The following is a 26287-nucleotide window of genomic DNA, read 5'->3' as shown; positions in this document are numbered from 1 at the left end:
CGAAATACATCGAGCATCCCCCGATGACCGAGTCCGGGAACGTCACGCCAACGACTGTCCGGACACATCACGAGACGTTAGAGAAGCAGGTAGCCTGACAACACCCCTGTACAAGCATTGGCGTTAGATAGTTTTCCCAGGAAATTATTTGTTCTTTGACTGCGTAGCACCCAGTATGACCGAGACGTGGGATGACGTCAACGAGCAGGTCAAAGCGGACTGGAAAGAGGAGACCACGCCGTTCGAGCGGGTGTACGAAATCGTCGAACAGACTCACGACGGGCAGTCGGCCGCCGAGATCGCCGACCGAGCCCTCGTAAGCGAGCCGACGGCACGTCGACACTGCAAGACACTCGTGACCACGGGCTTCGCCGAGACAGAACAGGACGGCCAAACAACGCTGTACAAGCGAAACAGCGATCGGATCTTGATGTCGAGGATCCGCGAGCTCCGTGAGGAAGTCGATCGGCCGGAGTTGCTCGACAGTATCCAGGAGATGAAGGCCGAAATCCGGCGCTTCGAAGACCGATACGGCGTGGTATCACCGGAAGAACTCGCCCAGCAACTTGACGCCGACGAGACGGAGGGCTGGGACGATCTCACGGCATGGCGCACGACGCGGCAGAATCTCGCCGTCGCCCAAGCAGCACTCGCCTACGACGAGGCCAGCCACCAGCTCGCCGTATGAGCGATGACGACCGTGCCGGCGAGTTCGGGCCGATCTATCTCCCGGCGCTCCAGCGGATTCGTGACTTCTGGCTCGAACTTGAGCCGTTAGTCGACGCAACCTCGTACGATGACGCCGTCGCACCCACGGAACTGCAGATCAGTCTCAGCGACGGCCTTGGAGACGCCGACGCTGCGCGACTCGATATCCAGTGGAGCGAACTGGGGATGTATTCGTTTCATTACGTCGATAGCGAAGACGTCAACTGGCGATTCGATCGGCACCCGAATACACACTCTCCCGAGATCCATTTCCACCCCCGTCAGCGGCCACCACGACGGCTGCCGAGCCGTCCTGTATCGACGTGACTGAGGTCTCCCTCGTCACGCGTGCCGTCCATGCGATGTGGCGAGCAGCGTACGAGAACGACGACGTCGAGCAGCTGAATAGCGTATCAAACCCGCCGTGAGGCGGCATTAGCGCATGGTTCGGTCAGCTACGTTGATCCTCTGTTCGCGAGCGGCTTCAACATCCGAGTAGAGTGCCAACGCGTGCTTGATAAGCCGACGGTCTTCCAGATTCTCCTCCCAGCGCGTAATCACGTCGCGGCGGTCGCGGAGCTCGGCACTTGCGAGGTCACCATCGGCGAGCGACTGTTCGAGCTCCTCCCACGTCTCGACGCCGTAGGTCGCCTGCCACTCCTCGATCTCCTCGGTGATTGCGGCCAATTCGTTGCGAAGCTCCTCGCGCGTGTTCTCCTCGATGAGCGTGCGGATTTCCTCGAAGAGCAATCGCGTGTAGTCCGGCTGGTAGCGCGTCGTCTCGCCGGCTTCGACGCGACGCAGCTGGCCCTGCTCGACGAGAGCCTGGAGTTCCTCGTTGGTCGTACTCCAAGCGGCGTCGGCCTGCTCGCTGATCCAGTTGACTGATCGGGGTTCGCGAAGCGCCTCAGCGACCGCCCCAATGCGTTCACGGGCGCTCATCGTGTTAGTCCACGACTGGACGCCATTTCGTGAGGATTCGGACATGCTTGGCACCTCTAGTCACGATTACGATATGGGAGCGTCGTCACGTCGAACGCATCGTAGTGCCGGTCGTACGTGAGGATGTGATCGACCGCCAGCTCATCCATGTGTGCCGCGACGACGAAATCGGTGAACGAGGCATCCAGGTCGGTCCACTCGACGAACGTCGCTTTCGCGTCATCGAAAACGTCCTCGGGAACGGATTCGAACTGATAGAGCGTACTCTCGTCGAGCGTCGTCAGGAATGACGCGGCGTTCCGCATCGACGCCTGTTTTTTCAGCCGCGTGGCCGCCTCGTCAACGATGTGATCGTTGACGATAAGTCGACGATAGGGAAGATCGCCGTCGCGAACGAACGCCATGAACGCCCGCGAGACTGCGTGCATCTGATCCTGGGGATTGAAGAGCGCGTACAGGAACTTCGAACCGACGACGACCTGATGACGGACGTGACCTGGGCGAAAATGCTCGGGTGTGACCGTCCCGGTCGGGGTATCAACTGGTTCAGCCATCCGAATTCAGGATTTCGCGGACGGGTCGTCGGCGAGCGTGAAGGACTCGTCGCTACCGTGCCACTCGTCAACGATATCGTCTTCCTCGCGGGCATCCGTCGCTGCCGACGCTGGAAGCGATTCGTCCTCGAGGTCGTCGAGGACGGTGAACGCCGGGTCATTGGGATCCGCTTGCTGCCGGCGTTCGATCCACTCGATGAGCGCCTCGTGCCCGGCTTCTTTGAGCGAGAGGCCGTGTTCCTGTGCGAACTCCCGGAAGCGTTCGTATTCGTCCTCGGTCAGTTCAGTTTGAACGTACTTGGTGTCGTTACTGCTCATAGGAACCCCAGTTGCTACTCCCGTCTACTTGCTCATGAAGTATAAGATGTTCGCATGGCTTAGTTCATGAACTATGTGCAAGCGGACAACGGGGCGGACTACTGGCCCTGAAATTGAAATACGAACCCGGAACAAACCACGGTCCAATCGATGCATGATCGCTATCTAGATTTCAAGGAACTGCGGCTGACCGGCGAGGCGTCCCACATTCCGGACACGAAGCTGGACAACGAACATGATTGTAACCCCAGACAGCCAAGCGAAATGCCGGTTCTGCCTCTTGACCTCCTCCCCCGTGAGCGGAGGGCATCCCACCACGGGATGTCAGGCCGAGCGAAGCGGCCGATTGGTTTTGGTTTCAAGACGTATCTGTTCCAAGCGTCGCCTGCTGAGTTTCAGCATCGGCTTGGCTATCTTGCGGCCCGGTCAATGAGGCCCCATCCGTAGCCGAGTCATCGACACCAGCCTTCTGCCGGGAAGTCTGGTCGTTTTGGCGGTGACTCTCTCCACTACGGTAGCGATCTGCAATGTTTATCGCCCCGTTCACGTCGGCTTGATACTCACCGACCCAACAGCCGTTATTCGAGCATTTGAACGTCGCCCGTCGTGGCCGGTAGCCGTGTTCACCGCAGGCGTGGCATGTCTTCGACGTGTTCCGGGGATTCACCGTCTCGACGGGAATGCCTTTCTCGGCGGCTTTGTAGCGGATCTGTGCGTGAAGCTTGGCAAAGCCCCACCCGTGTAACCGTCGATTCATGTACTCGCCGTAGTCCAATTCGGAGTGAAAGTGAAATTGAGCGCAACAGAACGCTACGTCTTTGCAGAACTATCGACGATCGAATATTAATTCACTTTACTTTCGCCCGACTAGAGGAATCAATCCTTTCTTCCTATATTTCAGGACTATACCCACCAGCACGGACGGGGCAGCGTCGACGACGCTCCTCGGCATCGTCCACCTGGTCGTCAAGTCGACCACGTTCTACGGCGCCGTGGCGAAGGGCGCCGCGGCGAACCTCCTCTCTGCCAACGAGGCGGAGCCGGCCGTCGACGACTACACGCTCATCTATGACCTCAACGAGGCGCCGGCGCGCCAGCTGGCCGAGCAATGGCCCTCACTCCCCGACGCGGTACAGGTGTCGTCAGCGGAGGAGAGCAGCTTCTCAGAGCCGCCCGTGACCGGACTGGGTGGCACGGGCAGGGAGCGTCAGGAGCAGGGCCCGACGCGGCTCTACGATCAGCGTGGGGACGGCGTCCGCGATGCGTCGCGTCTCGACGCGATCCTCGACGGCGCCGACGACGCGGTGTGGCTGGTTCCAGCGATGGCGCTGACCGAATCTACTGGTGAGGCTGCAGCTGATCGCCAAGTGTCGTCGGTACCGACGACTCAGGAACTCGACCGTCAAAACTGTGGACGAGTGACCGACCATCGGTTCAAGACCCACGAGTCGATCCCGGATGAGGCGTGGACGGGACAACCGATCTGGGAGTACCGGGTGTGTAGCTCGGCTCGCTACGGACCCAGTCTCGAGTAGCTCCGTAGAGGGCGTCGATTAACCAACATCCTGCACGTAGTGCCGAGCTTCGTTGGTTAAGACCGTGACCTCCTCCAACCCCAACGCCAGTCTCGGTGGGGGGACTTTCCGCGTCGGCGAGCGGTGAGGTGCTTCCGATGGACCAACAGTTCAAACAGAGCTACCGGATGCATCGTGTGCTCAGCAATCTCAACCGACTCGACGTCGACCGATTGGACGACGCGGATCGAGAGCGAGTCGGAGACCGACAGGAGCTGCTCATTCCCAACCCCGATCACAATCCGGTTCGACCCGATTAAGGGTTGTACGGTTCGACGACCTCCAGTACAGCGGGGGCTTCATACCGCCGGTTGCGCTGTTGACCGGTTGTCTCTCGCAACACGTCGTCATCCCAGAGACGCCGGATAGCCTGATTGACCGCCGGCTGTGACCGGTCGAGTGCTGTGACTGCCTGTGGTTCGGTGAGATAGGGATGTTCGATGATGAAATCGATAAGCTCACGAATAACTGCACCCTGCCCCTGATACTGTTCTCGATACCGGTCCCGCAGAGCAAGCAGTTCACGGGCGACTGTATAGGCCTCGCGGCCCTGCTCGGCGATCGCCTGCACGAAGAAGGACACCCACTCTGTCCAAGCCCCATCGCGACTCACGGCCAGCAGCCTGTCAAGATAGGCATCCCGGTTCGCATTAAAATATGATGATGGGTAGAGGTAAGGACCGGGCAACAGATCCCATTTGTAGAGCGCCAGCATCACGAGGAGACGACCGAGTCGTCCGTTTCCGTCCTGAAACGGATGGATCGTCTCGAACTGGTAATGGATGAGCGCTAAATCAATCAGCGGTGCGTACGTCGGGCCTGATCGGATGTACTGAAGTAAACTCCGGAGAGCATACGGAATGATTGCCGGTGGAGTCGGCACGAATCGCGCCTCACTAAGCGGCGTCCCTGGTTCGTCGATGCCCACGAGATCAGTGCGAAACTCGCCCGGGTTCTTTTGCTCACCACGGGCCCCCTGCAGCAATATTTCGTGGAGTCGGCATAGCAAGTCCCGATCTAACTCGGCTCCGTTTCGGAGCGCCTCAATGCCGACTGTAATCGCCTCGACGTAGTTTTGTGCCTCGGTAATATCCGCTCGTTCCGTCTCAGTTTGTCCAGGCTCTTCACCGGCTTCTCGCCGATAGATATCTGAGAGCGTAAGCCGCGTCGTCGTCTCGATGTTCGAGGAATCAACAGCCTCACGATGGATGAGCGGGCTCAGAACGACTTCTGGCGAATCAAGCCACCGGTCTAAATCCGAGAGCTGTCCCACAGCGTACATCGCATCCCCATTCTCGGTAAGAAGGTCGTGTGTTGCCTCGAGATCAGGAGGGAGTGGATCCGGGCTGAATGCGAAGATCCCATCAACCATCTCGACCTCGCCGGGTGGATTCTCAGCAAATTTTTCAGGCCGCATTGTTATCCAAGACGCCCGCCCACACAAATATAGATAACGGAAGCAGATACTATCTATCTAATTCGGTCGGAATATCTTCTAAGATAAACCTGGCCGAATTCTCTATCCAAACTATCCAGAGGTTCGTGTGTAGAATTGCGTGGCGTAGCTCACTTCTATATTCGCAGATCGATCTGCGTCGAAGCAGATAGTGGTTTTTCTGGGGCAGAAAGGACTGAGCCCCATCGTAGGCTCTTTGATGCCCGAGAAACCATACGACGACCCGTTTCACGACTGCGAGTTAGGTCCCGACGCGGTCCTCGGGACACACACGTTCGAAGACGTCCTGTTCACCGACGAGATGGAAACTCCGGTGAACGTGCTCACCGGCGAGACACCGGCACATTCGCGAGCGACAGTCGAGGAGGCAAAGGAGTTCGCTGCGAGTATCGACACGGAGACGCCCCAGATCGCGCTTCCGGCTTCCGTCGAGTCGCAGGTCGAAACACAGAGCAAGCCCTACACGGCGGCCGCGTTCTTCCACTTCAAGGCGACTGGCTCGCTCGAACACCACCGCGCCTACCACACCACCTACGAAGCGGACGTGTTCGTTGTCGACTTCGAGGCCGACTACGAATCGGGCGACCTGACCATCACTGTCGAACGAGTGGAGGAGGCCTGAGACTCGGCTGTCGCGAAATGGGGATTTTTCGAGCGCCGGCGATGGGTGCTGGCGCAGCTGGAGCGAGCAACGACACCCAGTGCGTCGGCGTTTCGAGGTGTTCGAAATGCACATGGTGATTTGCGCACTGGTAGAGGCATCGACGCACGACGACGCGCTGGCCACCGGAAAGTCGGTGTTCGACCGCCTGGTCGGCGCGGACCCACGCCGTCTTCGACTACTACGTCTGTTTTGATGAGGAAAACACGACGGTCGCGAGCAAGGCGCGATGGGGTGAGCTCCCGACCGCGGCTCCTGTCGACTCCGATGACGGCCAGGATCTCCTCGAGCGTGGCTGGGAGGCGACGAAGGAGGAATTCGAGCGTAATCTCGATCGGGTGAAAGAGGCCATCGAGGAGCTCTCCGACGAGGAGATCATGCGCGACGAGGACCTCGCCCGGCACGCCTTCCACAAGGTCGGTGCGTACGACGGCCCGACGATCTTCCTGTACACCGAACACGGAACCGGCATTCGCCACCGTGGACAGCTGGATCGACTCCTCGATGCGAGTGAGGAACTCTGGATTGTGCCCGCTGACGTCCACTTCTAACCAATGCCCAGGATTACCAATTGGCAGCGGGAGAGCGGGTCGACGACGCTCGCGTATCGGAACACCGAGACCGGTGCGCGAGCCGTCCTCCATCGAGCGCCGGATTCCTACCGGTACAAGTGGCGTGGAGCAATCATCGCCGACGGCTACCCGGTGTGGTCGCGGGGGTACGAGACTAAAGAAGCGAAGTCATTCCGTGACGAGCTCCGGGAGCGGCCAATCCCGGCACTCAGCTGTCCGGAGTGCCCGAACGACGACGTTCGCGTCGGCAAGAAGGCAGCAGACGGGGCGAAAGTCCAGCGGTGGTACGACTGCCCCGACTGTGGATACGAAGCCCCCTCACGCATCGTCTACGGCACCGAACGGTGAGTGAGAGCTGGGCGCTGTTTTTCGGCCGGGCACGAGGTGGTGGCCCGGGACGGCCGGGTTAGTCAACCAATGAGTCTCGAAGTACTTGACCGACACAGTGAGGCACTGTTCGAGTTCCTCTGGTGTCCCGTCTGCGGGCAGGAGGTCTTCACTCACATCCCCTTCGAGGGGGTGTTCTGCAAGAACTGCAACACCCAGGTCGAACTCCAAGAATCCCGAGAAACACGCGGCTACGAGGAGACCGTGCTCGCCCGCTTCGATTCTACCACGACCTGGAACCTCCACGCCGACGAGAAACTGCGCCGCGACCTGCCTGATGGGTCGGCGCGCGTGAAGATCCTCGGCACACCGGGCGCCTACGAGATCGACTGGTGGAGTCCAGAGCCTGGTGAGGACTGGGAACCTGTGGAGCGTGGAGAGTTCGACGACGTCGAGGAGCCAGACGAGGTGTCGCATCTGGCGTAGTGGCCTTGATATAACGACATGAGATGACAATTCACAGATACCCTACTGAATACAGAGCGCGAATGCAGCATCGGTGGATCGTTCGATTCACACCATAGGAAAAAGTAAAGTTCTTTACACGACATAAATTCAACTTCTCCCCGCTAGCGGACGGCAAGAGTACGACCTGACGGCCGCCCAGCGGACCGTCCTGGAGCTGGCGACCACCCGGGGCTACTTCGGGTCCCCCGTGACGCCACCCAGGACATCGACTGTGTCGTCTCCGATTACGAGATGCCCGGCCGGACCGGCCTCGACTTCCTCGATGACGTCCGCGAAGAGCATCCATCCCTTCCGTTTATTCTCTATACCGGAAAAGGCTCGGAGGAGGTCGCCAGCACGGCGATGTCCAGGGGCGCCACCGATTACCTCCAGAAAGAGCAGTGCACCGACCACTACGAACTGCTGGCCAACGCCATCGAGAACGCCGTCTCGCAGTTCCGGGCCGAACGGCGTGCTGCGACGATAGAGCGCCGCTACCAGGCCCTGTTCCAGCAGTCCGAAGCCGCCATCGCGTGGATCGAATACCAAAACGACGCGCCGATCATCCGAGACGCAAATCCCGCATTCAAAACGATGTTCGGTGCGGCCGGCGAGGAGATCGTCGGTTCGGGTACTCGACCGCAGTTCGTTACAGCGACCGTCACAGCGAGCGGAGAATGATCTCCTCGAGATCGTCCTGATCGACGCGCCGGGGTTCCCCGTGAGGAGTCGCTGGAGGGTGCTGGCTCGCTCGGCAACGTGTTCGACGTCGTCCTCGCTGACGTCGAGCGTCGAGAGGCCGCCCTCGATGCCGACGTCCGCGGAGAGTCGTTCGACGGCGGTCGCGGCCGCCTCCGCCGCCTCGACGCGACTCATTCCGCTCGTGTCCTCACCGAGCAGCTCGGCGACGTCGGCGTACCGGTCGAACGCGCTGGATGCGTTGAACCGCATAACCTCGGGAAGCGTCAACGCGATAGTGACGCCGTGGGGCGTGTGGTGGATCGCTCCGGCGGCCATCGCAATGGCGTGGGTCACACCCAGCCCGGCGTTGGTGAACGCGATACCGGCCGTGAGACTTCCAAGCGACATCTTGCGCCGAGCCTCGAGGTTCTCTCCGTTGTTGACCGCGTTGCGCAGTCCCCCGCCGATACTCTCGATGGCTTTCTCGGCGAACAGGTCGGTGACTGGTGACCGGCCGTTGTAATCGGGTCGGTCCGACCGGCTCTCCGGTGCCGGTTTCGCGTCGTAGCGACGCGTGACGTACGCTTCGATCGCGTGACATAGCGCGTCCATCCCCGACGACGCGGTCGGTCCCGGCGGGAGCGACACGGTCAGCCCCGGATCCACGAGCGCGGCGTCCGGCCGCTGGTGTCGGCTCGAGATCCCGACCTTGAGGTCCTCGTCGGGAAGAGAGATGACGGTCACTGGCGACGTTTCGGAACCTGTCCCGGCGGTCGTGGGGAGACAGACCGTCGGCACGCCGGGACCGGGAACGGCCTGTCCACCGCCGGTGGGCGGTGCGACGTAATCGAGGATATCGCCACCGTGTTCGTGGACGACGCTCGTCGTCTTCGCGACGTCCATCGAACTGCCACCACCGACGCCGACGATAACGCCGGGGTCGACGGCCGCCGCCGCGTCGCGCGCGGCCTCGAAGACGTCCAGTGACGGGTCCGGCTCGACGTCGTGGAAAACGGTGACGCTGTCGGGGTCCAGCGTGTCAGTCACGTCGTCGACGACGCCGGCCTCCATCACGCCCGCGTCGGTGACCACGAGGATCGACTCCGCGTCGTACTCCTCGACGACGTCGCCGAGTTCGTCCGCCGCTCCCAGGCCGAACGTCACGTTCCGTGCTGTGCTGAACTCCCACACCGATTCGGGTTCGTACGCCATACGGTATGATATCGGTTCGCGTAGGAACACTGAAATAGTTTATCGATCGGAGTGCTCCGGCGAAGGGTATGCATCTCGTCGTGTCCATCGGCAGTAGTCCAATATCGATAGCATTTCGTCGATCTATCGACAGAATCTTGTTGCCTCTATCGATAGTACCCCTATGCACGATCCACCTCGCGTGTACGTGACGCGGCAGATTCCGGCTGCTGGGATGGACCGACTCGAGGACGAGTGTGAGGTGTTCGTCTGGGATGATCCGGACGCCCCGCCCCGCGATCATCTCGTCGACCGTCTGGCCGATCTCAAAGCGGACGGCCTGTTCTGCAACGTCGCGGACACGGTCGACGCCGAGGTGATCGACGCGTCGCCGAACCTCCGTTCGATCGCGACGATGTCGGTCGGCTACGACCACATCGACCTCGAGGCCGCGGCTGAACGCGACGTCACCGTCGGTCACACGCCGGGCGTCCTCTCGGAGACGACTGCCGACCTGGCCTGGGCGCTCCTGATGGCCGCTGCGAGACGCATTGTCGAGGCTGACCAGCAGGTCCACGATGGCAAGTGGAACGCGTGGGGGCCCACGATCTTGCTCGGCCGGGACGTCCACGATGCGACGCTCGGCGTCGTCGGTCTCGGACGGATCGGCACAGCCTTCGCTCGACGAACGGCCGGCTTCGATATGGACGTGCTCTACACACACACGAGCCGGAACGAGGCGGCCGAGTCGGAGCTCGCAGCGTACGGAATCGACGCGGAGTACTGCACGCTCGAGGAACTGCTCGACCGCGTGGATTTCCTCTCGATTCACGTCCCCCTCCTGGAGGAGACGAAAGGACTGATCGGTGCGGACGAACTTCGCCGCATGGACGACGAAGCGGTCCTGATAAACACCGCACGCGGGGAAGTCCTCGATATGGACGCGCTCGACACCGCCCTCGAAAACGACAGGATCCGTCACGCGGCCCTGGACGTTACGGACCCGGAACCGCTGCCACCGACTCACTCACTGCTCCGTCACGCTCCCGAGAAACTGACCGTCACCCCGCACATCGGCAGCGCCTCGATCGAGACTCGGGGCGAAATGGCAGCGATGACCGCGAACAACCTGCTGGCCGGCCTCGACGGTGAAACGCCGCCGCATTCAGTGTTCGACGACGCGGGGGACGAGTAGGTTCGAATGCCTTTGGAGCCTCGCGACCGGATCTGCTGGTCAGTCGACCCGATACTTCTCGATGGCGTCCTCGTCGACTCGAGCCCGAGGCCGGGCTTCTCGGGTAGCTTGATGACCAGCCTACACGTAGATATTCTCGCCTAACGGTTCAGATTACAATTTGCTCTACACGGTAAGGGCGGAACGGATCCCGCCTTCCAGTGGGCCATCGAGTGGGCGCGTCACCTTGCGACGGACACAGCCAGCGATGTCGAGCGGTTCGACGCGTACCTCGAGTACCTCGTCACGGTCGACTTCGCTGATGAGAAGGAAGCGCTTCGCTGATCAGAGCTCGTAGCAGGCGACATCCTCAGCCCCACAGCTTGGACACTCTTCGGCGTCCTCTGAGAGTGTCTCCCCACAGTTTCGGCACTCCCACAGGGTCGATGACCCCCTTCGACGGCCCTGCGGAGTGTACTCAAGAGACCCATTCTGGCTTATCTGATGTACTTGCGGTTGTTAACACCATCCCCTGACAGCCACCCCGACTTGAACGAAGTCGCGAAGGCGTGTTTTTCTGCGCCCCTGAGGGGTGCGGCGCGGTCTGAACAGACGCAGTCGCCGTGACCTCGATTCGGTGAACACAATGGCTACGACCAGTGACTCGTCGGTCTCCTTCGAGGAAACCGACACGCGATCAGACGAGATGAACAGCACCATCGAACAATGGATCGACGACCTCGTCGCCGGCGTCGACGACGCGCAGGCCAGCGCGGAATTCCAGGAGTGGCTCGACGTCCAGAGTCGGTTCCACGACTATTCGTATCGGAACACGCTGCTCATCAAGCGGCAGTGTCCCGAGGCAACCCGCGTGGCGGGCTACCGGACGTGGCAGGAGGAGTTCGACCGGCACGTCAAGGAGGGCGAATCGGCCATCTGGATCTGGGCGCCGATCATCACCAAGCAGTGTCCGGAGTGCGAGAATTCGCCGAGCTACCACGAGGACAGTGACTGTGAGTACGACGAGACGTCGCCCGAGGAGTGGTCAGAGGGCCTCGTCGGATTCAAGCCCGCGCCGGTGTTCGACGTCTCTCAGACCGAAGGCGAACCGCTTCCTGATCTCGATACAGAAGCCACCGGGGACGCTGGCGACCTCGTCGGTCGGCTGACTGGAGCCGCCGACGAACTTGGCGTGACGGTTCGGATCGTTCCGGAAGCGGAGTGGACGCACGGCGAGGCGAAAGGCATCTGCGAGCAGCTGAGCCTCGTCGATATGCAACCGCGTGTCGAGGTGCGTGATCGGGAGAACGATGCCGACCTTGCGCGGACGTTGATCCACGAGTACGCGCACGCCCTGCTCCACTTCGACGTCGACGACGACACCGAGCGGTCGAAACGCGAGGTCGAGGCCGAGGCTGTCGCCTACGTCGTCGGGCATTACTGTGGGCTTGACACCAGCGGGTCGGCGTTCTACCTGGCCGCGTGGGAGTCGGACGATCCCGAGGTCGTTCGCGAGCGACTCGGTCGGATCAGTCAGACGGCAGAAGAACTCATCGGCGTCCTCGAAGACGAATCCCCTCGCCAATTTAGTTGACCAACAGAGAGGTGGATTTACTTTGGTCTGTTAGTTAAAAAGTAGAAAGAACGCGGTTTCGTCATTCAATTCTAATCTCGAAACAGAGGGTTTGGATTCGGTAAATAGCTCCTGCGGATTGAGCAGATGTTGACTACAGTGCAAGATAGGGCCCGACGACAATGAGTACAATACCTAGTATCACTTTTAACCTCGCAGGGGTAATCAGGTGAGCCACCTTCCACCCGACGACAACGCCTGTGAGCAATGGGAAGCCAACTAACGCTGCGAGTGGCAACGACACGTTGCCTTGGATGAGGTATCCTGTAGTTGCAAACGCTGCAATGAAGATTGATTGTACCTGAGCGACAGCAAGAGCCAGCAACATTGGGACACCAATTAGGATCAGTGCCGGAACTGCGATCACAGGCCCCCCGACACCTAATAAACCGCTGGTGACTCCGAGAGCGAATCCTAAGACGCCGAGGACGACCTGTCCCTCTCGTCTTGCTACATTTAGCTGGTACAACGGACTGAGATCACGCCGTTCACGATAGACGATAGTGATACCAGTCGCCATCGCAACGATACCCAATAGAAGCCCGAAGATTGTTCTCGAGACGAAGGAGTTCACGTATGCACCGAGGAGGGCCCCAATAATACTCGAGAGACTGAGTAAAAGCGCCATCGCGCGTGCTTCACCGGTTTTCATCTCTCCAGAGTAAACATATGCAGTACTTCCGACGAGACCAGTCGCAATAAACGTAGTATGTGCAGTTCCCGCAACTGTGCCCGACGAAACGGGTGTGAGCGAATATAATACAATCGTCACAAAAATTCCGCCCGGGCCAATTGTCGTAATGCCGATGCCAGAGAGGAATGCGATCACCACTAGCACGATGGTGAGCGGGAAACCTATTGCAAAATCGAACATCCTATTCAACCCGTTTCATTGATACGAGATAGTCTCTGTGAACGTAGTAACAGGGAGATACAAAAAGGCCCATCTATGAGCCAGATATTGGAGATTGTCTGCCACCGCCAAAGTTTACTGGCGTGGGAGGAGATAACACATCAATTCGAGTTTGTATTTTCCGGTTGCTTATCTCAGAGAATAGGACAAAATCCAGAGATACGCGGTTCGAAGTGTACGTTCTGTGTCTATCTGCAGTTCCACAGTTAATTCTGGATGAAGAAAACAGGCTATCAGTTACGGTGAGTTTTTTCTGCACCCGCCGAGGGGCGGAGGCGCATCTCGACCTCCGTCGAACGATGACTGGCCACTATCTCAAATCGGTCCTCGAGGAAACCGAGCACGTTGCCGAGCACCACGACCAGGTCGCTCGTACGACAGACAACCAAGCCCACGAGTACCTCCGATACGCCGTTCTTCGGGTGCTCGAAGGCGAGGCGGACCACCTCCCGGCAGACTGGACGCCGATCGGCGGCGTGACCGTCGGCTACGGGAGCGACGAGGCGATGTTCGATAGCTGGGGCTCAAGCGAAGACTGGTGGGAGACCGTCCCGCCGAAAGAAGCGTGTACCCGGTTCCGGGTGTTCTTCCCGGCCGACCACCAGACGGTTCCCCGCGACATCGTCGACGTGATGGCCGCGCTCGGTGCCTGCCGCGTCTGGGCCGGGAGCGCAGCCGCGTGCGGCTCCTACGACCATCGCAAGCGCCGTGAGGTCCACTACCTCTGGCCGGGAGGCCATCCCGTGGAGGAAGTGCTCCACGAGCGGCTCACTGGCCCTGCGGAAGCCGTCGCTCCGGACGGGGGCCGAACGGGCGACGTTCGCGACCGACTGGTCGTCGACGAGAACGCAGAGTCACAGGACGATCTCGAGCCCCGCACGAAGCGTGCCGTCGCCGAAGCGATGGACGTCTCACTCCTCTCGAAAGGTGGCCGCTACGAGGTACAGTCCGCGTCCGGCAACAGGTACGAAGTCGACGTCATCGACGAGTCGTGTACCTGTCCCGACTGGCAACAGCGCTCACCCGAAGGCGGCTGCAAAAATCTGCGTCGCGTCGACCACGAGATCAAACGGGGCCGTGTTCCTCGACCAGACGGCCGGATCCCAACGATCTCAGGGTAGATTACCATCTTCTTCGTCGGAATCGCTCTTATGCTACGGGGTAGTGTGGCGGCACACAGGCTTTTCACGGCCGATCACATACCGGGAGGTATGAGCAGCGACAGAATCGACGCCGAAAGTAAGGTGTCGGGAAACCAGGCAAACATCCCCGCCCGGATTCGGCGTGAACTCAATATCGACGATGGTGATCAGCTCCGTTGGCATCTCGAAGACGACGGCAGCATTCGGGTCCAAGTCATCCAACAGCAAACGGGCACGTTCGCCGACTTCGACGGCTACGCTGGTGAGGAGTCGACCGAGGTAACGAGCGAGCACGACGCTTGGGGCGTCAACGTCGAGTGAATGCCTCGGACACTCATCGATACGACAGTCCTCTTTGCCGCCGCATACCGGCGGGATGGATCTCACGATGCCGCGCTTCCCGTGCTCCAAGGCATCGACAATGGAACGCTCCCGGAGGCAGTCGTCCTCAACTACGTTCTCGCGGAAACACTCGACGGCCTCACGACCCACGCCGGCCACGACGCAGCCGTTGATCTCCTCGATCGCATCGAAGAAAACGCCCGCTTCCACATCGACTCACTCACCACCGACGCCCTCGCGACGGGGAAGGCCCTCTTTCGCCAACACGAACCCCTCTCCTTCGTCGATGCCTGCACTGTCGCGTATATGCAAACCGAGGGGCTCGGCTACCTGTATGCGTTTGACGACGATTTTGACGCTGTCGAAGAGGTCTATCGGCTCGATACAGCAACGAATCCCTACGACCCAAAGTAAACTACCCCACCCTACTTCGCTCGGTCTGACGACCTCGCTTCGTCGAGGGAGGGGCTTTCGCGTGGACTCCCGCTCTGGCCGGACTCTTCGGCAGGAGGGTTATACTCTCCGTTCGCGTTCAGCGTCCCGCGATTCAAGCGCACGCCTACGGGTGCGCCTCCGCCGTCCCCGGTTTGGTTACGACGGAGATACCGCAGTCCGATGTTCTTGGCCGCGTTGTAGTCGGCGTGGTTCTCGTACCCGCATTTCAGGCACTCGAATTCCTCGCCGTCGCGGTTGTCCAGATGGGTGAACCCACATGTCGAACATCGCCGTGAGGTGTTCTCCGGGTCTACCTGCTCGACGGCGATACCACGTGGCTCGGACTTGTATTCGACATACTCGTACAGTCGATCGAAGGCCCGCTCGTGGCCCCACGACGCACCGGGCAGTCGGTCACGGATGCCGGTCAACTCCTCAAACGCGATGACCGTACAGCCGTTCTCGGCAGCTTCTGCGATGATACCATTCCCAATCCGGTGGAGCATCATCTTGAACCGACCCGTCTCTTTCCGACCGACTGCCTGTATGTTCTCGTGTGCGTGGCGACTTCCACATTGCTGGAGTGATGCCCGCCGCTTCCCGTACTCTCGCCGCCAATGGTCAAACTCGTGACCGCTCCAGAACACCCCCGTCGAAGTGACTGCGAGTTGGTTCACGCCGAGGTCAACGCCGAGGACTGTGCTGTGCTCGGTCGTCGCCTGTTCCGGCGTGTCAGTCTCCATCTCCGCCTTTGTTCGAAGATGAAGGACCCACTCGCTGCCTCTGTGGTGCAGTTCCGCGCCCGTCACTTCGTAGTCGTCGTTATCGAGATACCTGCTGTGTGGCGTGTCACGGTCATCGTCAAGAAGGACGTACTCGACTTCAATACGCCCATCAACGGTTGCCAGCGAGACATACTCGTCGTGGAAGGTAGCACACCGCTTGTCGTACACGGCGGTCAGGGTCGAGAAGTGCGGTTTCCCCGCGTACTCGCCTTGCTTCCAACGGGCGACGACGCTCTGTACGGCGTCTGCGGCCTTGTTGCGAGTGTTCTGGACCGAGATTGGCGTGCAATCGCGTCTGGTCACGCACGTCGTCGTAGGTTTCCTCCTGTAACTGGGCCTTGCTCGTCGTTTTGTATTCGCCCTGCCAAGCGTGGTCAACGACGTAGTCGGCGGCCCACAGAAATTCATCGACGGTTTCACGGAGAAGTGCGGCGTCGTCGCTGTCTACGTCGAGTTTGATCGGGACAGTCCGCCGCACCTCCATATGTCAGATGTGTGCCTGATAGTTTATTAGCGTTGGGAGAAAGGACGGCAACAGTCGGTCGAATGTGGTGGAGTTGTCGGCTTCTTCTCCGGCCTACACGTTCGCTTCGCTCACTCCTTGGGCCGGATATTCCGCCTCGGATACGCTGATCAGGGTACGAAGTCGGCGTACCTTCAGTCTTCGGCGTTGAGAACGGTGCTGTTCGATGACGAACTATCGGTCTGTGCCACCATCAACGGCGTCGAGATCGGGCTCGTCAAATTCGAGTGCTTCCGCGACAGCGTCCGGAAGTTCCGGGCGTGGCGCCGATTCGTGGCGTTCGATTTTCTCGGTTTTACGCGTGTTTTCGTAGAGAGCGCGTGCGACCGGGAGCCCACGGAGATACTTGTAGTCGTGGAGGACCTCGACGCCTCGCTCAGTGAATCCGTAGAACTGAGAGGGGAGATCACGTTTTCCCTCACTTGGGTCGTACGTGTAGCGTGCGAGGAGCCCGGCGTCGATCAGTGTCTCCAGCTGGTCTTTGATGGCCGCTTGACTCTTTCCGGTCATATACTCGAGTTCGGCGAGCGACATCAGATGGGCGGGGTGGCCCAGCAGCTCCTGGATGATGAGATGGCGCGTATCCTGGGACAGCAGCTTGAACAGCCGCTGTTGTTCCGCAAACGGCCCCGCATCGGCCGCGCTAGTGTCAGTTTCGCTCATACGTGATGTTACGAGGAGGGACGCTATAACAGTTAGGGTCGTCCAAGTTGGTTAAATCAGAAACAATCAAAGTGATTCAGAAGGGATAAGGTGTTGTGGTTTGAATCGGCACCTAATGACCGATCCAAGCCCTCCGCCGGAAGCGGGGGCATTATGACAGTCGTTCACGAGGCCGTCGGGGGCATCGAACTTGAACCAGCGGAGAAACGGGAGATCTGGCGGTTCGCCCAGCGTGAATTGCCGTATCTCTGGAGTCAGCGGACATCGTATTTCATCCTGGGGAGCTATCGCGACCCCTATCTCCGCCGGCTCCGCGCCGTCCAGAACGAACTCACGAAGCAACTCGGGGCCTATCCGTTCATCATGGGTGATCTCCTCGGACTCCCGACTGACCGGCTCAATACGTTCGATATCATGTTTTCGTTGCTTGCGACATACAGCGACTACATCGTCGGTGTCTTCGAGAAGGAGAGTGGTGGAGAGGCCCCTGAATTGGGCGAGATCGATGACCCACCGTATTTCGACAAGTCGTACGTGTTCCCGCGTGATTACGCGTGGGTGACTGACGCGAACCTTGACTCGAAACAGCACGTCATTCAGGCCGCCCTCGAGATCGCGTTCGCAGACGATTTGTCGGCGGATGAAGTCCAATCAAAGGTCGAGTCGCTCGTTGATCGCGCCCAAGAGAGAGGTCTTGACATCGACGAACAGGAGGTTTGGGGTGTGATCGACGACCGGGCAGATGAGGGCGAAGAGCCAGCAACGTACAGTTGGGTCCATCTCAACAAGTTCCGCAAATTCGAACTCCACGATCGGTGCTTCCCGTGGACGACAGAGGACGAACTTCGAACTGCGGTTGACGAACTCCCGTCCCCGACGCCACGTCCGGAGTGGGAAGCGAGTGGGGAACGGTGAATTATCCTGCCCTACTCGCTTGGCTATACACTTATCAGAGTGAGTCGGCTTGGTAGTTTACTCTCGGTTAAACTACTTTACTACGCCGGTCAAACACATCGTTATGGACGCTGGTTCGAGTGTCGGCGACGCCACGACATCACGTGAACTCATCCACTTCATTACACAGCAGACACGGTTTTCGCTTATCACCGATATTCTCGCTCACCCCCAACAGCTCCCATCGATGTACAAACTCGAAGAGTTGAATCCCAGTGTGAGCGATGCGACCGTCTACAAGCACATCCAGAAGCTGATCGATGCCGGCATCGTGAAGGAAGTCACCCTAGATGACGACCAGCGCCGACAGGGCTACCCCTGGAAGTTCTACGGCCTCACCGAAGACGGCCGCGAATTCTTGGAGACGCACAATCTGCTCGCCGCGGAGAAGACGCTCCAGCAGATCTACGAGGCCATCTCGGACAAGCCCGAGAAGATGGTCAAGTACGAGAACGCACCTCGGCCTGACGGCGTCTAGCGGCACGTTCTATTTTGAATAGTTTGCTATTCGTACTCTTCAGAGGGTGATAAGCCAATATACGATTAACCAACAAAACTAAGCATTAGGCACTTTGTTGGTTAACACGAAGGACCCCTGATGTCCTACGAGCCACCGACGCCGCCGGCGGAACTCCCGACAGACCTCGTCAATACGCTCAACGGGTACTCGTCAGAGCAGCTCCAGCACGTCGCACGCTACGCCGAGGAGCTGGCAGAGCACAAAGCTCGCGAGGCCCGTCTCGAAGAGGATTCGGAGGAATACGAGATCGATAAGCGGCCCGACGACTTCCCGGACGACGTCCCCTCAAAGGCCACGATTACGATCAAGGAGATCAACGACAACCGTTACTACTACTGGCAGTGGCGGGATGGCGAGAAAATACGATCCAAGTACAAAGGACCAGTCAGTCCGGACGAGTAGCCGCTTCCTCGCAGTATTATCAGTGACAGGGTTGCCATCATGGGAGGCTGGTGGACCAGGCAGAACCCGGGCTGAGAGACGATGAGTCCTGATCGAGAATGTATCATGACAAGCCTCAACCCGAAAACGGGTTTCGACCTTGCTGAAACCCTCAATCAGAGATAGGTTACAGTTTGCGTGCTGAATACAGGGCGCTTAGCTTGTAGATGTCTTTTCGAGGGATTTGCTGTTTAGGAGTTGTACGTATATATCGACATCAGATCGGGTGGGTGATCGTACGGGTGTTCAAGATAGTCCTACCGATAAGCAGCCCTACTGTTATCCGCCTGGCCCCCTACCGTGGTATATGGCAGATGATAAACAGGGCCGAGATGAGCAAGCGGATCGTGAAGAAAAGCGCCAGCGTGAGCGGGAGGTAGAGGAGGCCCGAACCCGCGGCGATGAAAAGGAACCGATGGGCGATGATCCAAGCGAGCGGCTTGGTGATCTTGACGAAGCGCTCAAATCTCACGACTATCCAGCCACGACAAATGAGTTGGTTGAGGCCTATGGCGATTATGAACTTGAAACTCAGGGCGGCAAGAAATCCCTGGAGGACGTACTCTCTGCAACTGATGATCAAATATATGACTCAGCCGATGACGTTCGCAGACGGATACTAGGACTCATAGGCCGATAGCACAACGGCCCAACACACTCATCTCGCAAATTGGACCGCCCGTGCTGAGATAAACTTCGTCTGTAGTTACCTCTCTGCCGAATCCGTTCTCTATATTCAGTACTCGGATCCTTCCAGAGTCCGGATAAGTCTTTGAGAGCGTGCTGAATATAACGCGCGTATCTGGTATCGTAGTAGTCCATCGATTCGCTTTTATGCGAATCTCATACTCTGCCGGTCGAGGGTCTCTGGACCTCCGACCGGCTACCATAATCCCGATTAGTCCACCCCTGAATCATCCTCTTCGCGTTCGTGGACCCTGACTGTCGAAATTCGGGTCCCCTCAACGCTCGTCACCTCAACGACGTACCCGTCGACCTCAACGCGATCGCCACGTTCTGGCGCACGGTTGAGTTGCTCGAGTACCAGTCCACCGATCGTTTCGACCTCTTCACTTGTGAACTCTCCCTCAATCATGTCGTTGATTTTCGACAGCGGGACGCTCCCGTCAATGTCGTACCCCTCATCGCCACGGCTTCGAATCGAGGGTTCACGCTCGTCCATATCAAACTCATCTCGGAGGTCTCCAACGAGCGCCTCGACGACATCTTCAACCGTTGCGATCCCTTCAAATGCCCCCACTCATCGATAACTGCGACCATTTGCTGTTGATCTTCCCTGAACTGTCTCAGGAGATCGCTCAGTGCCATCGTCTCGGGAGCGATGACGATCTCGCGGGCGATGTCGCCGACTACCTCGGCGTCCCCGCCTTCCACCTCAGCTCGTAACACGTCCTTGACGTCCACGAATCCGATCACCTGGTCGCCGTCGTCGGCATCAAGAACTGGATAGCGCGTATGACCAGCCTCGAGGATGATCGACTGGAGGTCGGAGAGGGGGCATCCGCCGGAACGCTCACCACGTCCGGTCGTGGAACCATGACCTCTCGCACCACGATGTCGTCGAGATCGAAGACCCGCTCGATCATCGTCACTTCCGCAACGTCGATGTCCCCTCCCTCGCCCGACCGTGTTAGTACTCGTAGGAGCTCTCGCTCACCGAGTGTCTCATCCGTTTCGGAAGCGGGCGGCACACCGAGCGACCGCGTGAACGCGTTGGCTGCCCCGTTGAAGACCACAATTCCCGGATAGAGTACGTAATAAAAGAACTTCATTGGCGGGGCGAGAAACAGCGAGAGTCGCTCGGTCTGGGCGATCGCGAGCGTCTTCGGTGCGAGTTCACCGAAGACGACGTGGAGGAACGTGATGAGACTGAAGCCGATTGCGAACGCGACGAGATGGATGAGACCCGCCGGGAGAATCGGTTCCAGTACGGGTTCGATGAGCGCCGCCACGGCTGGTTCGCCGACCCACCCCAACCCGAGCGATGCGATGGTGATGCCGAGTTGCGTCGTGGCGAGGTAGTTATCGAGATTGGTCATCACTCCTTGGAGTGTCCCCGAACCCGGGCGCCCCTCCTCGACGAGCTGGTCAACCGATGTCCCCCGAATCCGAACGAAGGCGAACTCTGCAGCGACAAAAAAGCCGTTGAGAACCACGAGAAACAGCGCTAAGACGAGTTGTCCCACGGAGAGCGCGACGTTTACCATCGGTACTCCCAGAACGGACTGCCGTTCGATTGTAGTGTGTCCATAGCTATGCATCTCGTTCCGTTTACTAAAACCATCTACAGGAGTCGCGGGTGATCGACTACTGTCAATAGGACCTCGACATTCAGTAGGCAAATTAGACGTCGGGGTTCGAGTTCGAGGACGTGATGGACTCTATCTCGGCTACGAGAACGCCCGATGGGCCGAGTGAACGGCCGACGTCCGCGTTACCCACCCTCGTCGCCGACCCCTCGCTCTCTCCGCTCTTCGCTTCGGGTTCGCCCCAGTCGAGATCGCGGGATCGGTCGGTCTCTCGGAGGATGAACGGCCCGATGGAGAGCGTGCGCTTCGTCACGGTGACGATGCGGAGGATGTAGGATAATAGGAACGCGAACGGTAGCAGGGAGACGGCGACGCCCGCGCTCACCACCACGACGAGCGTGCGCACGCCGAACACGGTCTCCGGGAACAGCGCCGGTTCGAGGTAGACGACGCCCGCGACCGCCGTGAGGAGCGCGGGGATGGACGCGTACAGCATCGTCCGGGAGAGGTCGATAAGCGCCCACTGGAAATACAGCGTCTTGAAATGCTCGCGCGCCGGTCCGAACAGTTCGAGCGCGTTGATGAGTTCGTCGAACGCGTGGTGCGCTTCCTCGGTGAGCACGTCCTTGTTCTCTGCGCGAATGCGGCGCGCCGCGTACAACTTCCACGAGTAGTTGTAGTTCAGCGCGGAAAACACCACGTCAAACTCGCCGAACTGGGAGCCTTCGAGATTGCTCTGGACGGCGTCCGCGTTCCGCTTCACGTTCTCTGTGAACGCGGCCACCTGGTCGTTCAGGTTGTCGTCGTCGATGTCTGCGATGGCGTCCTGGAGGGCGTCCGTGTGGCGCTTCGTGAGTTTCACGAGCGACCGGAGGAACGCCGAGGGTTGGGCGGGACTCACAGGCTCCTCGATGACATCCTCGACGTCCTTCCGGAACGCCATCGCGCCCTCCATGCGTTCGCGCTGGTCCCCGACCGGCCCCTGTTCCTGGGAGAGGACGAGTTGGCTGAGCGTGAGCACGAGCGTGACGCCCGTGATGATGGACGTGAGCAGCCCCTGGAACAGCGTCTCGATAGGGTCCGCCTGGCTGAACAGCGCCGGCGTCCCGGTCGGGTGGAGGTGCCCGATGATGGCGAGCGCGAGGAACACGCCGCCCGCGATTCCAGCGGCGACCAGCCACCGATTCGCGTTCAACAGCAACCAGAACTTCCGACTGCTCTCCGGCACGCGCTCCCGCATCGTGTCGCTCGGACGACTTCCATCACTGTCGCTCATACCGGCCGTACTCCGCTCACGATTGAAAAACTGGCTGCCGAACTCGGGTCAGGCCAGGTCGACGAGCAGGGACTCGGCCGCGATCCGCCATCGGTCCGGCACGCGTCCACGTCCTGAGACGGATAACCCGTCGGTCGTCGAACCTCCTGGCATACAACAGGAGACCGTACTGGTTCCTGGCGGCCACGACGTGGAAACGCCCTTCGACGCGCCCGCCGTCTCGCCCGCGTAAATAGACAATCACCGGAGAAAACAGCTGTTCGGAAGATCTTACAGTAATGCAAGGCGAAAGCCCACGGCTTGAGTCCTGTCTCTTACCCATAAGTCTCAGGAGTTCAGTTCGTATCCCTCTGCCCAGGTCTGAAGTTTCTTGAGGCCTTTCCACATCGTCTTCCAGCCGGGCGGTGGATCGGAACTTCGGTCAAGGTAACCGCCGATCTTCGCAACCGCAATTGCGTACGTTTGAGCCTCGTTGTCGGTCAATTCTGGAAATTTGGATTGGACTCTGTCTCCTTGGATTCGGCATCCTCTATGTGCGCCAATAAGATGTCCCGAAAGGGTGCTGGATAGGTACTCGCCGTGTTCACGCAGTCATTCTCCGTCGCTACTTCCGAAGAGAATCACCGAGGATAACGAATCGAGCTACGATCCACGCCACCGGGCAAGCACTCCCACAAGGAACACCACTATTCCAGCAATAAACGTTCCGGGAACTGGGAGCAAGAATAGGATCGCACCGACCACAAAGATAAGTGTTGAGAGTTTCATCTGACAGTACTTTGAGATTCAAGTGGTTACGTGTTACGCCCATTCATGTTCGGTTCTGCAGGAAAGAGGGAAACCAACCGGCGTCGTATGAGCGTTGGAGAGAATCCAGGTAGCACAACCTCTCTCTACGCGGTTTTTGAGATAAGCTCATCAAGACGTCGGCGTCTGTCGGATTCGCCCTTTAACCGAACACGGATGCTGCTGCAACCTAACGGCTATCGCATCATCAGCTAAGCCGTCGACTGGGATTAGTCGTGAGCGACAGTTGTGTTTCGCAATGGCCCACCACAGTCGGGACACTCATCTTCATGTTCCGGGTTTTCGACACCAGCTCCACACTCTTGACACACATACAAAGTAGACTCGGCGGGGTCAGGATCAGTTTCTACCATTATCAATAGTTATGTTTGCGGGCAGATAAAGTATGGGGTCTAATCATCGCGATACCTTAGCGACGGAGTATCAATCCATACAACGTTGGGATAAGTTGGTGACTGCTCACACTACATCTAACGATTAGCTACACCAGACCTGTTCGCGACTGAGGAATTCAACAGAGCTACCGAAACCGCTATACAGGTAAGTTAGATGGACTCTTGAGTATGTCCGGGATATCCATCCGTAGTGGTCGCGACTCGCGAGTCTCGATGCAGTGTCTTTCGACGAATCGCACACCAGCAGCACGTCGAGTGGCCCGCATATGACTCGACACCGCTGTACGATCGAACCTCGCTCGCCGGGGTAGAATCGGACATCCGGGTCGTCTCGGAAGTCTGGTTTACTCACCACGAACACGACTCACTCGAGCAGTTCGTCTGCGAACTCCCAATAGCCTACTTCAGATTCGAGGCTCACGATCGCTACGGGAATTCGACACGCTACGAGATGGATACCCTCTTTCGCGTGTTCGTGTTGAAAGAACTCCACGGATGGGACCACGAAACAGCACTACTCAAGTACCTCGATAGCTACTCCGACCTCTGTGAGCGCTTAGAGTTGGGGACGGTCCCTAATCAATCGACATTGTGGCGCACCTGGAACGAGCGCTTCACCGATGAGCTTCGGGAGACGGTCCAGAAAGCCGCTCGAGCAATTCTGATCAAAGCCCAGAATGCGGATGTCGTCGTGCCACGCGAACCAGAACGGAGTCTCCCGGATCGAGGCGACGCCGCCGCTGAATCGGACCCAAATGATCAAGCCATTCTCGACAAGGTAGGGACGATTACCAAGCACGTCAATCGAGTCGTGTTCCCCGAGTTCTCGCTCAATCGTGGCGAGGACTGGGAGATACACGAGAACGCCTACTGGGGCTTACAGACCTATCTGGGGCTCCGTGAGAACTTGGCGGCTAACGAGGGCGCTCGGAGCTTCATTCACGAATCAACGCGTGATCGAACACCCCTCGGGCACGGTCATCGCGACCAGATTCGTGATATCCCTGTCGAGCAAACTCGCGAGATGTACCGACAGGCGGTCCAGCAACTCATCGACGAGCTCGCGGAGACGGAGGAGTTCTTCCGGGCGGGTATTGTCGCGATCGACATCACCGAGGACGATCCCTTTACGGGCGACCGCACGGGCCACGAAGACGAAATCATCGGGACGAAGGAGAAGAACGACGAGTACGCCTACCAGTGGGCGACAGTCCAGCTCGTGGACAACGCTGTCCCACTTGTGCTTGATGCGCGGCCAGTTCGACGAGGCGAGTCACGCAAAGAGATCGTCGAGGACTTGCTGGATTCGGCTGAAGAGCTCGTTCACGTCGATAACGTGCTAATGGACCGGGAGTTCGACAGCCAGCACGTTCTGGAGATGATCAGCCAGCGTGGGCTCTCCTACGTCGTGCCGAAGCGGATGCAGACTAGCGAGAAAGCTCAGGCGAAGCGGTTGCTCCAGCGCGATCAAGACCGGTACGAGACCGATCGGAAGCTCCATCTCGGGAAGAACGAGTGGCACGAGACGACTCTGATCTACCGCCGGAAAGACGATTCTGAGCATGACGACCATCGTCAGTACTCGGTGTTCATGTCCAATCGGGGCGGTAGTTTCCTCAGTGAGTACGGCTATCGGTGGGAGATTGAGAGCGGCTATCGGTCGATCAAGCGATTCATGGCTGCGACAATCTCGACAGATTTCGGGCTCCGGTTCTTCTACTTCGCGTTCGCCTGTTTGTTGTACTCGATTTGGCGAGCGGTCAATCTACTCGTGCAGGTAGATTTGACCGGGGAATACGAACGGTCACCGATGGTGACTGCCGATAATACGCTCACGCTGTTGAAGAAGGAGACAGGAATCGGGTAGTAAGGTGCTCTCCCCGTGATAGAGCGTCGTCTGAGTGGCAACGCTACCGAAAGTTGCAGAAAATCGCCCATATGATAGGAGTTTCAACAAGAATGGACGTTCGGAGAGCGACCTGCAGCAGTTTCCACTCATCGATTCGGTCGAAATAACGCATCACAGCCCCGCTAAACCCGCCGTAGTCTCAACTTCCCAGGCCCGACAGTAGTTGAGGACGGTCATCTCAATGCATATGCCTCAAGCCCTCTCTGCTCAGTCGTTCAGAGTTGGTCGATCGGCCTGTTGATGATCTGGAAGACTTCGCTCGCCCGGTAGAACCGATTCCGACCTTTCCCGGTGAGTTCTTCGAGTATTCCGTCATTTTCGAGCTGTCCGTTCAGTCGGTTGGCTGTGCTGTATTCGACATCCAACCAGTCGGCTGCTGTGTTCACGTCCAAGTACGGATCTTCGAAGAGCCGCATCACCAGTTCGAGGATATTCTCAGACCGCTCGCTCTGATAGCGCTGTTGATAGTCTTCTCGGGGTCGACTAGCAGGCCCCTTCGATGTCGTCGTGGGAACGATCTCTCCGGGCGCTGCCTCGTCGAAGTCATCTCGTTCCATTAGTGGTAACCCTACGAATACGCCCACCACTATTGGTATTCGTGGTACTAAATCAAA

The 26287-nt window shown here is 58.8% G+C and carries 26 protein-coding genes and 8 pseudogenes; 19 read left to right on the top strand and 15 right to left on the bottom strand.

Translation table 11 applies throughout. The annotated features are described in order from the left end of the window. The first annotated feature begins 175 nt into the window (after positions 1–175). Complete coding sequence (locus tag ACFQJD_RS08015) at positions 176–688, top strand: winged helix-turn-helix domain-containing protein (protein ID WP_379797411.1); 513 nt, start codon at positions 176–178, stop codon at positions 686–688. Beyond that, positions 685–1136: pseudogene (locus tag ACFQJD_RS08010) on the top strand (hypothetical protein). Before ACFQJD_RS08015 ends, ACFQJD_RS08010 begins: the two are co-directional and overlap by 4 nt. 7 nt (positions 1137–1143) lie before the next feature. Here ACFQJD_RS08010 and ACFQJD_RS08005 read toward each other — a convergent pair. From ACFQJD_RS08005 to ACFQJD_RS07990, 4 genes and pseudogenes are all read right to left on the bottom strand, one after another. Beyond that, the gene (locus ACFQJD_RS08005; RefSeq protein ID WP_379797409.1) at positions 1144–1695 is read right to left on the bottom strand and encodes a DUF7342 family protein; all 552 of its coding nucleotides are present in this window, start codon (positions 1693–1695) and stop codon (positions 1144–1146) included. An 11-nt stretch (positions 1696–1706) separates the two neighbouring features. Then, on the bottom strand, positions 1707–2204 hold the full coding sequence (locus ACFQJD_RS08000) for a type II toxin-antitoxin system VapC family toxin (RefSeq protein ID WP_379797407.1): 498 nt from the start codon (positions 2202–2204) through the stop codon (positions 1707–1709). Between the two features lie 6 nt (positions 2205–2210). Then, a complete protein-coding gene (locus ACFQJD_RS07995; protein WP_379797405.1) occupies positions 2211–2522 on the bottom strand; it encodes a hypothetical protein in 312 nt (103 codons plus the stop codon). A 358-nt stretch (positions 2523–2880) separates the two neighbouring features. Continuing rightward, positions 2881–3297, bottom strand: a pseudogene (locus ACFQJD_RS07990) (transposase); the annotation flags it as partial. A 136-nt stretch (positions 3298–3433) separates the two neighbouring features. Between ACFQJD_RS07990 and ACFQJD_RS07985 the strand changes: the two are divergent. Then, a pseudogene (locus tag ACFQJD_RS07985) lies at positions 3434–4057 on the top strand (hypothetical protein); the annotation flags it as partial. Between the two features lie 95 nt (positions 4058–4152). Further along, positions 4153–4356, top strand: coding sequence for a hypothetical protein (locus ACFQJD_RS07980; protein WP_379800595.1), 204 nt, complete (start codon positions 4153–4155; stop codon positions 4354–4356). On the opposite strand, the gene ACFQJD_RS07975 is transcribed toward ACFQJD_RS07980, so the two are convergent. After that, a complete protein-coding gene (locus ACFQJD_RS07975) occupies positions 4353–5513 on the bottom strand; it encodes a Fic family protein (RefSeq protein ID WP_379797403.1) in 1161 nt (386 codons plus the stop codon). The genes ACFQJD_RS07980 and ACFQJD_RS07975 overlap by 4 nt on opposite strands. A 238-nt stretch (positions 5514–5751) precedes the next feature. On the opposite strand from ACFQJD_RS07975, the gene ACFQJD_RS07970 reads away from it, so the two are divergent. The 5 genes and pseudogenes from ACFQJD_RS07970 (at position 5752) to ACFQJD_RS07950 (ending at position 8300) form a co-directional block, all read left to right on the top strand. Next, the gene (locus ACFQJD_RS07970) at positions 5752–6174 is read left to right on the top strand and encodes a hypothetical protein (protein ID WP_379797401.1); all 423 of its coding nucleotides are present in this window, start codon (positions 5752–5754) and stop codon (positions 6172–6174) included. Positions 6175–6280: 106 nt separating this feature from the next. Beyond that, positions 6281–6764: pseudogene (locus ACFQJD_RS07965) on the top strand (hypothetical protein). A gap of 3 nt (positions 6765–6767) precedes the next feature. Continuing rightward, entirely contained in the window at positions 6768–7133 is a 366-nt protein-coding gene (locus tag ACFQJD_RS07960; protein ID WP_379797399.1) for a DUF7568 family protein, read from the top strand. Between the two features lie 69 nt (positions 7134–7202). Continuing rightward, positions 7203–7598, top strand: a complete 396-nt coding sequence (locus tag ACFQJD_RS07955) for a DUF7567 family protein (protein ID WP_379797397.1) — start codon at positions 7203–7205, stop codon at positions 7596–7598. A 273-nt stretch (positions 7599–7871) separates the two neighbouring features. Continuing rightward, a complete protein-coding gene (locus ACFQJD_RS07950) occupies positions 7872–8300 on the top strand; it encodes a PAS domain-containing protein (protein WP_379800450.1) in 429 nt (142 codons plus the stop codon). Between the two features lie 90 nt (positions 8301–8390). Here ACFQJD_RS07950 and ACFQJD_RS07945 read toward each other — a convergent pair. Further along, a pseudogene (locus ACFQJD_RS07945) lies at positions 8391–9512 on the bottom strand (hydroxyacid-oxoacid transhydrogenase); the annotation flags it as partial. A 163-nt stretch (positions 9513–9675) separates the two neighbouring features. Here ACFQJD_RS07945 and ACFQJD_RS07940 point away from each other — a divergent pair. Further along, entirely contained in the window at positions 9676–10686 is a 1011-nt protein-coding gene (locus ACFQJD_RS07940) for a 2-hydroxyacid dehydrogenase (protein ID WP_379797395.1), read from the top strand. 324 nt (positions 10687–11010) lie between these two features. Here ACFQJD_RS07940 and ACFQJD_RS07935 read toward each other — a convergent pair whose 3' ends face one another. Next, a complete protein-coding gene (locus tag ACFQJD_RS07935) occupies positions 11011–11106 on the bottom strand; it encodes a zinc-ribbon domain-containing protein (protein WP_379800448.1) in 96 nt (31 codons plus the stop codon). A 205-nt stretch (positions 11107–11311) separates the two neighbouring features. Between ACFQJD_RS07935 and ACFQJD_RS07930 the strand changes: the two genes are divergently transcribed. Further along, positions 11312–12259 (top strand): ArdC-like ssDNA-binding domain-containing protein, encoded by a 948-nt coding sequence (locus ACFQJD_RS07930; protein WP_379797393.1) that lies wholly within the window; start codon positions 11312–11314, stop codon positions 12257–12259. A gap of 133 nt (positions 12260–12392) precedes the next feature. Here the strand turns inward: ACFQJD_RS07930 and ACFQJD_RS07925 are convergent, their stop codons facing one another. Then, a complete protein-coding gene (locus ACFQJD_RS07925; protein WP_379797391.1) occupies positions 12393–13172 on the bottom strand; it encodes a sulfite exporter TauE/SafE family protein in 780 nt (259 codons plus the stop codon). A gap of 338 nt (positions 13173–13510) precedes the next feature. On the opposite strand from ACFQJD_RS07925, the gene ACFQJD_RS07920 reads away from it, so the two are divergent. The 3 genes from ACFQJD_RS07920 to ACFQJD_RS07910 all read left to right on the top strand — a co-directional run bounded on the left by ACFQJD_RS07920 (position 13511) and on the right by ACFQJD_RS07910 (position 15109). Beyond that, positions 13511–14332: a hypothetical protein gene (locus ACFQJD_RS07920; protein ID WP_379797389.1), complete on the top strand. Its 822-nt coding sequence runs from the start codon at positions 13511–13513 to the stop codon at positions 14330–14332. A 90-nt stretch (positions 14333–14422) separates the two neighbouring features. Then, positions 14423–14674 (top strand): AbrB/MazE/SpoVT family DNA-binding domain-containing protein, encoded by a 252-nt coding sequence (locus ACFQJD_RS07915; protein WP_379797387.1) that lies wholly within the window; start codon positions 14423–14425, stop codon positions 14672–14674. Further along, a complete protein-coding gene (locus ACFQJD_RS07910; protein WP_379797385.1) occupies positions 14675–15109 on the top strand; it encodes a PIN domain-containing protein in 435 nt (144 codons plus the stop codon). It abuts the gene before it with no gap. A gap of 11 nt (positions 15110–15120) precedes the next feature. Here the strand turns inward: ACFQJD_RS07910 and ACFQJD_RS07905 are convergent. Together ACFQJD_RS07905 and ACFQJD_RS07900 are read right to left on the bottom strand one after the other, a co-directional pair. Further along, a pseudogene (locus tag ACFQJD_RS07905) lies at positions 15121–16399 on the bottom strand (RNA-guided endonuclease InsQ/TnpB family protein). Positions 16400–16612: 213 nt separating this feature from the next. Further along, entirely contained in the window at positions 16613–17101 is a 489-nt protein-coding gene (locus ACFQJD_RS07900) for an ArsR family transcriptional regulator (protein ID WP_379797383.1), read from the bottom strand. 153 nt (positions 17102–17254) lie between these two features. Between ACFQJD_RS07900 and ACFQJD_RS07895 the strand changes: the two genes are divergently transcribed. The 4 genes from ACFQJD_RS07895 to ACFQJD_RS07880 all read left to right on the top strand — a co-directional run bounded on the left by ACFQJD_RS07895 (position 17255) and on the right by ACFQJD_RS07880 (position 19656). Next, a complete protein-coding gene (locus tag ACFQJD_RS07895; protein ID WP_379797381.1) occupies positions 17255–18016 on the top strand; it encodes a hypothetical protein in 762 nt (253 codons plus the stop codon). A gap of 103 nt (positions 18017–18119) precedes the next feature. Then, positions 18120–18533: a PadR family transcriptional regulator gene (locus ACFQJD_RS07890; RefSeq protein ID WP_379797379.1), complete on the top strand. Its 414-nt coding sequence runs from the start codon at positions 18120–18122 to the stop codon at positions 18531–18533. A 120-nt stretch (positions 18534–18653) separates the two neighbouring features. Continuing rightward, positions 18654–18977, top strand: a complete 324-nt coding sequence (locus ACFQJD_RS07885; RefSeq protein ID WP_379797377.1) for a hypothetical protein — start codon at positions 18654–18656, stop codon at positions 18975–18977. A 346-nt stretch (positions 18978–19323) separates the two neighbouring features. Beyond that, the gene (locus tag ACFQJD_RS07880; protein ID WP_379797375.1) at positions 19324–19656 is read left to right on the top strand and encodes a DUF5789 family protein; all 333 of its coding nucleotides are present in this window, start codon (positions 19324–19326) and stop codon (positions 19654–19656) included. Positions 19657–19914: 258 nt separating this feature from the next. Here ACFQJD_RS07880 and ACFQJD_RS07875 read toward each other — a convergent pair. The 4 genes and pseudogenes from ACFQJD_RS07875 to ACFQJD_RS07860 form a co-directional block, all read right to left on the bottom strand. After that, positions 19915–21244 (bottom strand): annotated as a pseudogene (locus ACFQJD_RS07875) (hemolysin family protein). A 136-nt stretch (positions 21245–21380) separates the two neighbouring features. Beyond that, the gene (locus tag ACFQJD_RS07870) at positions 21381–22562 is read right to left on the bottom strand and encodes a hypothetical protein (protein ID WP_379797373.1); all 1182 of its coding nucleotides are present in this window, start codon (positions 22560–22562) and stop codon (positions 21381–21383) included. A gap of 327 nt (positions 22563–22889) precedes the next feature. After that, positions 22890–23066, bottom strand: a pseudogene (locus ACFQJD_RS07865) (IS4 family transposase); the annotation flags it as partial. 512 nt (positions 23067–23578) lie between these two features. Further along, positions 23579–23722 (bottom strand): rubrerythrin-like domain-containing protein, encoded by a 144-nt coding sequence (locus ACFQJD_RS07860; RefSeq protein ID WP_143414393.1) that lies wholly within the window; start codon positions 23720–23722, stop codon positions 23579–23581. A gap of 232 nt (positions 23723–23954) precedes the next feature. Between ACFQJD_RS07860 and ACFQJD_RS07855 the strand changes: the two genes are divergently transcribed. Next, positions 23955–25631: a transposase gene (locus ACFQJD_RS07855; protein ID WP_379797371.1), complete on the top strand. Its 1677-nt coding sequence runs from the start codon at positions 23955–23957 to the stop codon at positions 25629–25631. 257 nt (positions 25632–25888) lie between these two features. Here ACFQJD_RS07855 and ACFQJD_RS07850 read toward each other — a convergent pair whose 3' ends face one another. Beyond that, positions 25889–26230, bottom strand: a complete 342-nt coding sequence (locus ACFQJD_RS07850; protein ID WP_379797369.1) for a hypothetical protein — start codon at positions 26228–26230, stop codon at positions 25889–25891. Positions 26231–26287: the final 57 nt, after the last annotated feature.

This window comes from Haloplanus sp. GCM10025708, assembly GCF_042663985.1.
GTDB classification, from domain to species: Archaea; Halobacteriota; Halobacteria; order Halobacteriales; family Haloferacaceae; genus Salinirarus; species Salinirarus marinus.
The sequence above is the reverse complement of the archived record's forward strand: the minus strand, read 5'-3'. Positions and strand labels throughout refer to the sequence as shown.